Genomic DNA, 11216 nt, shown 5'->3' with positions numbered 1-11216 from the left:
GCGCAAGGCGGGCCTCCTGATCGGCCCGACGCGCCTATCGCGTCAAAGCCACTCTGGTATGGTATCGCGGTTTATGATTTCGTCAAAGCTTGGGCGTTCACGAATTACGGCAAATTGATCCCCGTTCACCAGAACCTCAGGGATTAGGGGCCGCGTATTGTATTCGCTGGACATGACAGCACCGTAGGCACCTGCACTGCGGAATGCGATAAGATCGCCCGATTTCAAAGCCGGCATGTTGCGTTGTTTTGCAAAGGTATCCCCGGATTCACAGACCGGACCAACGATATCATACGGGCGCTGTTCGACCCCTGCGGCAGGTTCTTCGACCGCCACTATATCATGATACGCCTCATACATCGCGGGGCGGATCAGGTCGTTCATCGCGCCATCGAGGATCAGGAAATCGCGGTCTTCGCCGGACTTAACATAGATGACCTTGGACACCATCAGACCCGCGTTTCCGGCAATCAGCCGACCGGGCTCAATCTCGATCTCGCAGCCCAGATGGCCCAGTGTTTTCTTGACCATCGCACCATATTCAACCGGCAGCGGAGGCGCGTCGTTGGAACGGGCATAAGGAATACCCAAACCACCGCCCAGATCGAGGCGGCGGATGTTATGTCCCTCGGCGCGCAGACGCTCGGTCAGCTCAGCAACCTTGTTATAAGCCAGCTCAAACGGCTCCAACTCGGTCAGTTGTGAGCCGATATGAACGTCGATCCCAATCACCTCCAATCCTGGAAGGCTTGCGGCCAGTGCATAAACCTCGGACGCACGCGAGATTGGGATGCCGAACTTGTTCTCGGACTTGCCGGTGGCGATCTTGGCGTGGGTCTTTGCATCCACGTCCGGATTCACCCGAACAGTGATCGGCGCAACCTTGCCCAATTCCAGTGCAACCGCATTGATCACCTGCATTTCGGGCTCGGATTCGACGTTGAACTGACGAATGCCACCGGTCAGAGCGGTACGAATCTCATCCGCTGTCTTGCCGACGCCCGAAAAGACGATCTTGTCTCCGGGCACGCCCGCGGCTTTGGCGCGCAGATATTCCCCGCCCGAAACCACATCCATTCCCGCACCTGCCTGCGCCAGCGTCTTCAGGATCGCCTGATTGCTGGCCGCTTTCATCGCATAGCAGACCAGGTGATCAGTGCCCTCAAGCGCGTCATCGAACAGCTTGAAATGCCGCTGCAGCGTCGCCGTCGAATAGACATAGAACGGGGTTCCGACCGCGGCTGCGATTTCGGAGATTGGCACATCCTCGGCGAAAAGCGCGCCGTCGCGGTAGAGAAAATGATCCATGCCTGCGCGCTTAGACCAAAAGAGGTATGTGGATCAAATGATTCCGGTAGGGTTGTGGTCACCGTCGCGGTTCAGAACGTCTTTGACGCGCCAACCCTCGCATATCCTGAAACCGAGACCCCGGACCCGCTGGGTGCGGCCGTTGGTTCCGTTCGGGGTGCGCCTGTCGGGTCGCAAGCTGCAAGTACGGCGAGGCAGAGGATCAGGCCGACAGGTCTCATGCATTTTCTCTTTGTCATTCAGGACGTGTCAGATGCAGATGGGTGTGCGATCAGTAAATTGCAATTTTGGAGTTCAGAGCCCCAGATAAACGCCCAGCCCACCGCGTCTGAGACCAACGCCAACACCGCCATAGGTGCCGCTGCTGCCTACGCCGACGCTTGCGCTCATGGTGGGCTGTATGGGTTCGCCATCGGCACCACACCCGGCCAAGGCCGCTGCGACCGCAATCAATAGCACCACCCGTCGTATATGCATTACACCAGCGCCTTCCATCGCTTGATCTGGGTCCGCACCTGATCCGGTGCGGTGCCGCCATAGGATTGGCGAGAGTTTACCGAATTTTCGACGGTAAGAACAGAATAGACGTCATCGGTGATGTCCGCGTGGACCGATTGCATTTCCTCCAGCGTCAGATCCGGCAGGTCGCAGCCCTTGCTTTCAGCCATGGCCACCAGCGATCCAGTGACATGGTGCGCGTCGCGGAAGGGCAGTCCCAGCACGCGGACCAACCAGTCGGCCAGGTCGGTCGCAGTTGAAAAGCCAGACCCGGCAGCGGCAGCCAGGCTTTCGCGATTGGCGGTCATGTCCTTGACCATGCCTTCCATCGCGGCAAGTGCCAGCATCCAGTTATCTGCCGCATCAAATACCTGTTCTTTGTCTTCCTGCATGTCCTTGGAATAGGTCAGCGGCAGCCCCTTCATCACCATCATCAGGCCAGTATTCGCACCAAATATGCGGCCAACCTTGGCACGGATGAGCTCAGCTGCATCGGGGTTCTTCTTTTGCGGCATGATTGATGAACCAGTCGAGAAGCGATCAGACAGTGATACAAACCGGAATTGGGCCGAGGACCAGATTACCAGTTCCTCGGCAAAGCGCGACAAGTGCATGGCGCAAATCGAGGCGGTCGACAGGAACTCCAACGCGAAGTCGCGGTCGCTGACAGCGTCCAGTGAATTGGCTGCCGGGCGGTCGAAGCCCAGCGCCTCAGCTGTCATCTGGCGGTCGATTGGGAAAGAGGTCCCGGCCAACGCGGCTGCGCCCAAGGGGGATTCGTTCATCCGGGCACGGGCGTCGCGCACGCGGGACAGATCGCGGCCAAACATCTCGACATAGGCCATCATGTGGTGACCCCAGGTTACTGGCTGCGCGGTTTGCAGGTGGGTGAAACCGGGCATGACCCAGTCTGCCCCGGCCTCGGCCTGCGCCAAAAGCGCGCGGATCAGGGCCAGAAGACCGGATTCTGCGGCATCTAGCTGGTCGCGAACCCAGAGTTTGAAATCGGTCGCCACCTGGTCGTTTCGCGACCGGCCCGTGTGCAGACGGCCTGCGGGTTCTCCGATCACCTCTTTCAGTCGCGCCTCGACATTCATGTGAATGTCTTCCAGCGCAGTCGAGAACTGAAATTCTCCGTTCTGAATTTCTGACAAAACGGTGAGCAGGCCTTCCCGAATGGCGTGCGCATCACTATCAGTAATAACGCCTGTGGCAGCCAGCATGGCGGCATGGGCGCGCGAGCCTGCAATGTCCTGGGCTGCCATCCGCTGATCGAACCCGATCGAGGCATTTATCGCCTCCATGATCGCGTCTGGACCAGCGGCAAAGCGGCCGCCCCACATCTGGTTCGAAGATTGATCGGTCATGAAAGAAAACCCGGAGTTGATATGCGCCTGTTACGTCTGATCCCCCTTTATATGGCCCTAGCGCTGGGTGCAAACGCCGCTTTGGCAACAGATGCGGCAACGCTTGGCCCATTGCGTGAGGGCAGCCTGAAGCGGCTGATCCTGCATAGTGAGCCCAAGCCGGTCAAAGTGGTCGATTTTGAACTAGAAGATGATGGCGGCACCGGATCGCTGGCCGACTACAAAGGCAAGTATGTGCTGCTGAACTTCTGGGCCACATGGTGTGCGCCGTGCCGCAAAGAAATGCCTCAGATCGCTGAACTGCAACAGGAGTTTGGCGGTGACAAATTCGAGGTTCTGACCCTGGCGACCGGTCGCAACACACCTGCCGGGATCAAGAAGTTCTTTGACGAAAACGGCATCGACAACTTGCCGCGTCATCAGGATCCGAAACAGGCGGTTGCACGCGAAATGGGAGTGATTGGCCTGCCGATCACTGTGATCATCGACCCCGATGGCAATGAGATCGCACGCCTGATCGGTGATGCAGAATGGAACTCGGACAGTGCCAAGGCGATAATTTCAGCGCTTGTCGAAGGCAATAGCTGAGGTCCCGCGCGCTCTTGCAGAAAATCTGTGTTAGAATGAGACCGGCCCCAACGGGCCGGTTTTCGTTTGCGACCGGAAGAAAGGGAGACTCCGATGAAACCGGTAGTTCTGTTGATTGGGCGGTTGCCGAATGTAATCGGCAACGTGGCACAACAACTGGATCACCTGCCGATTCAGTGGCTGGGCGCGCATGATCAGGATGAGGTGCGGCGGCAGCTGGACGCGGAACCGCGCATCGCCTGTGCGATCATGGGCGCGGGTCTTGATGACAAGATACGCGGAGAAATGGTTGGCATCATCGCCGCGCGCAGGCCCGATATCTGCATCCATCTCAAAGATCGGGCCTCTGGTCCTGACGGGTTAATGCCGTTTGTCGCACGCATCGTCCAGCATGAGATTCTGGAAAGCCTGGAAAGCGGCTGACGCCACGCCACCTTTGACAGACAAATCGCCCGCTTGCAGGTTATCTGCAGGAGGATGGAATGCCGCTGGAAATACTATTGATCCTCGTCGTCGGCGGCATTGCCGGGGTCGCCTTGCTGCTGCATCTGACGGGCAAGTCACGCTTGCAAGTGCTGACGCCTGAGACAGCGCACGAACAGTGGCTGCGTCACTTTCCAGATGATTCCATCATTGACGTAACCGTTGCCCATGATGGTCACGCCGCCCTTATCCGAACCGAAACCGGAGCCGGTCTGCTGTGGTCCTTTGGTGCCGATACCGTGGCCCGCCATTTACGGGATTTCGATTGGCTGGATCATCCCGAAGGCTTTGAAGTCCTGTTCCACGATTTCAGCACTCCTCGGGTCATCGTCCACCTTGATGAGACCGAACGCCAGCACTGGCAAAATCTGATGGATCCCGCATGACCGATCAAGTGAGTTTTCCCGACGCGGTGCAATGGGCCGTGCCCTTCTTCATCGCGGCCATTCTGGCCGAATTCCTTTGGATCGCGATCAAAGGCCGGGGCGGTAGGTACGAAACCCGCGATGCCTTGACCTCGCTAATCATGGGGGCAGGCAATATCGCCTCGGGCTTTTTGCTGGGCTTCATCGCATATGCGTTTTTCATGTGGCTGTGGCAGATCACACCGCTCAACCTAGGGGCCTCGATCCCGGTCATCATCTTGTGCTTTGTACTGGACGATCTGCGGTATTACTGGGTGCACCGCTTTGGGCACCGCATTCGCTGGGTTTGGGCCAGTCATGTGAACCACCACAGCTCACAGCATTACAACCTGACAACGGCGCTGCGGCAGACCTGGACCTATACATTCACCTTTATGATGGTGGTACGTGCGCCGCTAATCTTACTAGGCTTTCACCCGGCGATGGTGCTGTTCGTCGGAGGTCTGAACCTGATCTACCAATTCTGGATCCATACCGAAGCGATCGGCAAAATGCCGCGCTGGTTCGAAGCCGTTATGAATACGCCCAGTCACCACCGCGCCCATCATGGGCGAAATGCGCGATATCTTGATTGCAACTATGCAGGTGTCTTTATCATCTGGGACAAGATGTTCGGCACATTTGTCCCCGAGCAAGAAGATGACAAGGTCGACTATGGGCTTGTCCACAATATCGGCACGTTCAATCCGCTGCGCGTGGCGTTTCATGAATGGGTTGGAATCTGGCGGGACGCCACCCAACCGGGCCTGTCCTTGCGCCAACGTCTGGCTTATTGTTTTGCCCCTCCGGGCTATAGCCACGATGGAAGCCGCGACAATTCCCAACAGATCAAGGCCAAGCACCTTGTCCGCCATCCGCAAGATCATGGCACACCGGGATTCGAGCAGTTCGGCACCAAATCACCTGCTTCCACAGCCAAGCGGGCCTAGGCCTCAAAAAGACCTTTTCTTTGCTTGAAATTTGGCACAAGCGCTCCATATCCCCTGAGATGTTTTAAGAGTGCATTTCCGGAGGCCCGCATGTCAAAGCTGATGAGAATTTCTACGATCACAGGTTTGCTGGGCCTCGTCATCACAATGACAGCCGCACTCAACGGAGCAATGCCCGCGCTATTGGGGCTGGGATTTGTCATGGCCGCGCTGGGACTTTTAGGAGCGCTTATCGGTGCGGCTGCTTCGCTGCGTCATGCTTGGCAATCAACACACTGATCTTCCGCCCCGCCACCTGCGATAAAATTTTGAGCGTTAACCCCGGTTTTACCTGTCTTCCCTGAAACTGGCCCCGGCCAAAATCATCGGGATCAGGGGAACGGTACGTCATGGGAAACAGGAAACGCGCAGACCTGCCCGAGGGATCGGACGACCCTTTGAGCGCCGCCGTCACTTCACGGGATCGATCGGTGGTACAGATGGCGACCGAAGCCGTAAAGCATAGACAATGCAGGCTGGCGTTTCAGCCTGTCGTTCAAGCACATCCTCCTCAGGGCATCGCGTTCTACGAAGGGTTCATCCGTGTATTGGATGAAACCGGCCGCGTCATCCCCGCGCGCGAGTTCATGCCACAGGTTGAGAACACGCCAATTGGCCGGGACCTTGATTGCGTCGCGCTTGAAATGGGGCTGCGCACTCTGATCCGCAACCCCGGCATCCGCCTGTCGATCAACATGTCCGCGCGGTCCATCGGTTATTCCAACTGGTCGCGTGTGCTGGATAGGTTTCTGAAAAAAGACGCAAGCTTGGGCGAAAGGTTGATTCTGGAAATCTCAGAATCTTCGGCGATGCAGGTGCCCGAACTGGTGGTAGATTTCATGGATCGCCAACAAGCCCGCGGTATCGCCTTTGCGCTGGATGATTTTGGGGCCAGTAACTTTGGCTTTCGCCACTTTCGTGAATTTCTGTTCGATGCCGCCAAGATCGATGGGCAGTTCATCAGGGGCATCAGCAGCAATCCCGACAATCAATTGCTGGCGCGCGCACTGATTGCAGTTGCGCGGGAATTCGAAATTCTTGTCACCGCCGAATCGGTCGAAAGTGACGAAGATGCTCATTTCCTGATCGCAAACGGTGTCGATTGTCTGCAGGGCTTTCTGTATGGAGCGCCTTCAGTCACTCCGCCCTGGAGCTCGGAAAAAGCTGCAAAAACGGGCAGTTGATAGCAGCTGGTCGCGCGGAACACCGCCAAGGCTCACTCTGAGACAAGCTGTCCGTTGCTGCAGATGCAGCATTGCGCTATTGCAGAAGATGCTTGAGCGGGGGATCACGAGGCGCTCTTGCACCCGGAGAAGACTTCTCCTCAAACCGCGCCGTCAGATTTCCCACAGGACCATGACGGTAAAGGATTGACTTTATGACCAACGTAGTAATCGCATCCGCCGCACGTACGGGCGTCGGTAGCTTTAGCGGTTCGTTTGCGAACACCCCCGCACATGATCTGGGCGCTGCCGTCCTTGAAGCAGTTGTCGAACGTGCCGGGATCGACAAGGGCGAAGTAAGCGAAACCATCATGGGCCAGGTCCTGACTGCCGCCCAAGGTCAGAACCCAGCGCGCCAGGCGCATATAAATGCGGGCCTGCCGCAGGAAAGCGCGGCTTGGGGCATCAACCAGGTCTGCGGTTCGGGTCTGCGTGCTGTTGCTCTGGGTGCACAGCATATCCAATTGGGCGATGCCGACATCGTTGCGGCTGGTGGACAAGAAAACATGACCCTGTCGCCCCATGCCGCCGCCCTGCGCGCCGGTCATAAGATGGGTGACATGAAATACATCGACACGATGATCCGCGATGGTCTGTGGGATGCCTTCAACGGCTATCACATGGGTCAAACGGCTGAGAACGTCGCCGAGAAATGGCAGATCAGCCGCGATATGCAGGATGAGTTCGCTGTCGCCTCGCAAAACAAAGCCGAAGCGGCCCAGAACGCTGGCAAGTTCGCCGATGAAATCGTGCCCTTCACCATCAAGACCCGCAAGGGCGACATCGTGATGGACAAGGACGAATACATCCGCCACGGCGCGACAATCGAAGCCATGGGCAAACTGCGCCCCGCCTTCGCCAAGGACGGTTCTGTCACGGCCGCAAACGCTTCGGGCCTGAATGACGGTGCCGCTGCCACCCTGCTGATGTCGGCAGAAAACGCAGAAAAGCGCGGGATTGAGCCCTTGGCCCGAATTGCATCCTACGCGACCGCCGGACTTGACCCGTCGATCATGGGCGTTGGCCCGATCTACGCTTCGCGCAAGGCGCTGGAGAAAGCTGGATGGTCGGTCGATGATCTGGATCTGGTCGAAGCCAACGAAGCCTTCGCAGCGCAAGCCTGCGCTGTAAACAAAGACATGGGTTGGGATCCGTCGATCGTAAACGTCAACGGTGGTGCAATTGCCATCGGACACCCAATCGGCGCGTCCGGCTGCCGGGTTCTGAACACCCTGCTGTTCGAAATGAAGCGCCGGGATGCCAAGAAAGGTCTCGCGACCCTCTGCATCGGCGGCGGCATGGGTGTCGCCCTGTGTGTGGAGCGTGACTAAGTGTGCTGAAAACTAAATACAAAAGGGCGTCCACTGGGCGCCCTTTTTTGTTACAATCGGATCATACCCCTTAGATGCGACAATATCGCCGGACAGAAAGACAAGATCGATCACGAAACGATATTGCGCATCCTCAACTCTCAGAGTAACAGAATTACCAAGACGACTAAATTTGGAGGAGTCCTAAATGGCACGTACAGCACTCGTAACCGGCGGTTCCCGCGGCATCGGCGCAGCAATTTCCAAGGCGCTGAAGGCCGAAGGATACAATGTTGCCGCCACTTATGCAGGCAATGACGAAGCCGCCGCAAAGTTCACCGACGAAACCGGTATCAAAACCTATAAATGGAATGTTGCGGATTACGACGAATCCAAAGCGGGTATCGAAAAAGTCGAGGCCGAGGTCGGCCCGATCGACATCGTGGTCGCCAACGCCGGTATCACCCGCGACGCACCGTTCCACAAGATGACACCTGAACAGTGGCATCAGGTCATCGACACCAATCTGACTGGTGTTTTCAACACCGTGCACCCGGTATGGCCGGGTATGCGCGAGCGTAAATTTGGTCGTATCATCGTGATCAGCTCGATCAACGGTCAGAAAGGCCAGTTTGCGCAGGTCAACTATGCCGCAACCAAAGCGGGCGATCTGGGCATCGTGAAATCTCTGGCGCAGGAAGGTGCGCGGGCCGGCATCACGGCCAACGCGATCTGCCCCGGCTACATCGCGACCGAAATGGTCATGGCCGTGCCGGAAAAAGTGCGCGAATCGATCATCGGCCAAATCCCGGCTGGTCGTCTGGGTGAACCGGAAGAAATCGCGCGTTGCGTCGCCTTCCTGGCATCGGACGATTCGCAGTTCATCAACGGCTCGACCATTTCCGCAAACGGAGCACAGTTCTTCGTCTAAACCGGCGATCTGAGAATGAAAACGGGCCGGTCCATCAAGGACCGGCCCTTCTTTTATCCCGTAAGATCACGCGCGCTGCGATCAGCGGGAACCGAATAGCCAGGACCAGAATCCTACAACCGCCTTGCCGCGCTCTTCATGCGCGCGGTGAATGGCGTTCTGAATGGCTGGGTTTGTTGTCATCTCGATCATGCTGAACCCTTCTCAATCAAGTTGGATTTGTCTTGCCATCAACATGGCCTTTGATTTTAAATTACACAAACGAGAGTTTTCTATCCTTCAGTTCAGAAAAACTTAACCGTCATGACCGACCGCCTGCCTCCGCTGACTGCTTTGCGCGCCTTCGATGCCGCCGCACGACATATGTCGTTTGCCAAGGCGGCGGAGGAGCTGAATGTGACACCTGCGGCCCTGTCCTTTCAAATCAAGTCGTTAGAAGAGCATCTGGGCCACCCCGTGTTTCGCCGGCTCAATCGCGCCGTCGAGCTGACCGAAGCCGGGCGCACATTGGCACCCGGAACCGCAGATGGCTTTGCCGCCCTGCAAGCCGCGTGGCAAGCGACGCGGAGGCTGCAGGATGAAACAAGCCTCACGGTTACAGCAGGTCCTGCCCTGACGGCGAAATGGCTGGCACCGCGCCTTTATGAATTCGCCCGTGCAAATCCGGGGATTGACCTGAAATTCTCGGCCACTCTGCGCAACATGGACCTTGAACGGGATGACGTGGACGTGGCGATCCGCTTTGGCTACGGGCCGGATGAGGGGCTCTATTCGGTTCCCGTCCGCAAGGAGTGGCTGACACCGGTTATGACCCCGGAGCTGGCCGAACAATTCCCCACGCCAGCGTCGTTGCGCGACGCCCCCCTGATCCATGACGATTCGATCAGTTTCCTTAAGCCGCGTTGCGACTGGCCCGCGTGGTTCCGTGCGGTTGGATTGGATTTCACTCCGACCCATGGGGCGCATTTTTCGAACGCCGATCACGCCATCGACGCTGCTGTGGCCGGGGTGGGCGTGGTTCTGGGGCGGCGCGCCATGATCCTGAAAGACCTGACCGAAGGGCGACTGGTCGCGCCGTTCAAAGTGGCACTGGAGACCGCCGGGCGATTTCGTTTCCTCTGCCTGCAAGGGGCAGAGAAGCGACCGCAGATCGCAGCGTTCCGCGACTGGTTCATATCCGAGATTGAAAAGACCGCGCATATATCGGATGAGTTTGAAATCATCCCTGTTGAGAAGGTAGCTGGTGAATGAGCAGAATGGGCGCGACCGCGATTGGTTTTGTCGCCGTTTTGCTATGGTCTCTGCTGGCGCTTTTCACTGTGGGTTCGGCCCCGACGCCGCCTTTGTTGTTGAACGCGATCTGTTTTACCATCGGCGGTACGCTGGGTCTGATTTGGACATTCGCCAGCGGCGGGCTGGGTCAACTGCGCCGGGTCGCGTGGACAACATACCTGCTTGGATCAATTGGCCTTTTTGGCTACCACGCGCTGTACTTTTCAGCCCTTCGCATGGCCCCTGCAGCCGAGGCTGGGCTTATCGCTTATCTCTGGCCTTTGCTGATCGTTCTTCTGTCAGGTCTGCTGCCCGGAGAACATCTGAAACCTGGTCACCTTATCGGAGCCTGCCTTGGCTTTGCCGGAGCCGCTGTCATCATCACCGGTGGTGGCAGCGCAGGGTTTCAGGTCCAGCATCTACCCGGCTACGGGCTGGCCTTGCTGTGCGCGCTTACATGGTCCAGCTACTCGGTTCTATCGCGACGGCTGGGTGATGTGCCGACAAGTTCGGTCGCGGTGTTCTGCATTTTGACGGCCATCGCCTCATGGGCCTTGCATTTCACAGTGGAAGAAACGACCTGGCCGCAAGGCACATTTAGCTGGGCCTCGACCTTTGCACTTGGCCTGGGACCGGTTGGGCTGGCGTTCTATGTCTGGGATATCGGCGTCAAGCGCGGGGACATTCAAATACTGGGCACCGCCTCATACGCGGCACCTTTGCTATCGACGCTTGTGTTGGTTCTGGCCGGGATCGCCGCCCCGTCCTGGGGTCTGGCGATCGCGGCCTTGTTTGTCACCGGTGGCGCTGCCATCGCGGCCCGCGCCAGCCTGAAGGCCTAGA

13 protein-coding genes are annotated in these 11216 nt (G+C 57.7%); 10 read left to right on the top strand and 3 right to left on the bottom strand.

Annotated elements, in window-relative coordinates; translation table 11 throughout:
• Positions 1-42: 42 nt before the first annotated feature.
• The 3 genes from lysA to argH form a co-directional block, all read right to left on the bottom strand.
• Complete coding sequence (lysA, locus tag ACR0BT_RS13800; protein WP_480763397.1) at positions 43-1308, bottom strand: diaminopimelate decarboxylase; 1266 nt, start codon at positions 1306-1308, stop codon at positions 43-45.
• Positions 1309-1602: 294 nt separating this feature from the next.
• Positions 1603-1785: an argininosuccinate lyase gene (locus ACR0BT_RS13795; RefSeq protein WP_480571486.1), complete on the bottom strand. Its 183-nt coding sequence runs from the start codon at positions 1783-1785 to the stop codon at positions 1603-1605.
• Positions 1785-3173, bottom strand: coding sequence for an argininosuccinate lyase (gene argH / locus ACR0BT_RS13790; protein ID WP_480571483.1), 1389 nt, complete (start codon positions 3171-3173; stop codon positions 1785-1787). The genes ACR0BT_RS13795 and argH overlap by 1 nt, the downstream gene beginning before the upstream one ends.
• 21 nt (positions 3174-3194) lie before the next feature.
• Here argH and ACR0BT_RS13785 point away from each other — a divergent pair, with 21 nt between their 5' ends.
• The 10 genes from ACR0BT_RS13785 (at position 3195) to yddG (ending at position 11215) form a co-directional block, all read left to right on the top strand.
• On the top strand, positions 3195-3761 hold the full coding sequence (locus tag ACR0BT_RS13785; RefSeq protein ID WP_170395758.1) for a TlpA disulfide reductase family protein: 567 nt from the start codon (positions 3195-3197) through the stop codon (positions 3759-3761).
• Between the two features lie 93 nt (positions 3762-3854).
• Positions 3855-4184, top strand: a complete 330-nt coding sequence (locus ACR0BT_RS13780) for a hypothetical protein (protein ID WP_170395756.1) — start codon at positions 3855-3857, stop codon at positions 4182-4184.
• A 59-nt stretch (positions 4185-4243) separates the two neighbouring features.
• Entirely contained in the window at positions 4244-4630 is a 387-nt protein-coding gene (locus ACR0BT_RS13775; protein ID WP_170408353.1) for a hypothetical protein, read from the top strand.
• The gene (locus ACR0BT_RS13770; protein ID WP_480763396.1) at positions 4627-5598 is read left to right on the top strand and encodes a sterol desaturase family protein; all 972 of its coding nucleotides are present in this window, start codon (positions 4627-4629) and stop codon (positions 5596-5598) included. The genes ACR0BT_RS13775 and ACR0BT_RS13770 overlap by 4 nt, the downstream gene beginning before the upstream one ends.
• Positions 5599-5688: 90 nt before the next feature.
• Positions 5689-5877 (top strand): hypothetical protein, encoded by a 189-nt coding sequence (locus ACR0BT_RS13765; protein ID WP_170395750.1) that lies wholly within the window; start codon positions 5689-5691, stop codon positions 5875-5877.
• Between the two features lie 110 nt (positions 5878-5987).
• On the top strand, positions 5988-6821 hold the full coding sequence (locus ACR0BT_RS13760) for an EAL domain-containing protein (RefSeq protein WP_480763395.1): 834 nt from the start codon (positions 5988-5990) through the stop codon (positions 6819-6821).
• A 194-nt stretch (positions 6822-7015) separates the two neighbouring features.
• Entirely contained in the window at positions 7016-8191 is a 1176-nt protein-coding gene (locus ACR0BT_RS13755) for an acetyl-CoA C-acetyltransferase (protein WP_170395746.1), read from the top strand.
• Positions 8192-8378: 187 nt separating this feature from the next.
• Positions 8379-9101, top strand: coding sequence for an acetoacetyl-CoA reductase (gene phbB / locus ACR0BT_RS13750; protein WP_170395744.1), 723 nt, complete (start codon positions 8379-8381; stop codon positions 9099-9101).
• 303 nt (positions 9102-9404) lie between these two features.
• Entirely contained in the window at positions 9405-10352 is a 948-nt protein-coding gene (locus ACR0BT_RS13745) for a transcriptional regulator GcvA (RefSeq protein ID WP_170513880.1), read from the top strand.
• The gene (gene yddG / locus ACR0BT_RS13740; RefSeq protein ID WP_480571473.1) at positions 10349-11215 is read left to right on the top strand and encodes an aromatic amino acid exporter YddG; all 867 of its coding nucleotides are present in this window, start codon (positions 10349-10351) and stop codon (positions 11213-11215) included. The genes ACR0BT_RS13745 and yddG overlap by 4 nt, the downstream gene beginning before the upstream one ends.
• The last annotated feature ends 1 nt before the right edge of the window (position 11216 follow it).

The sequence above is a fragment of the Ruegeria sp. CJ6 genome (assembly GCF_056536665.1).
This window is presented reverse-complemented; position numbering and strand designations above follow the sequence as displayed.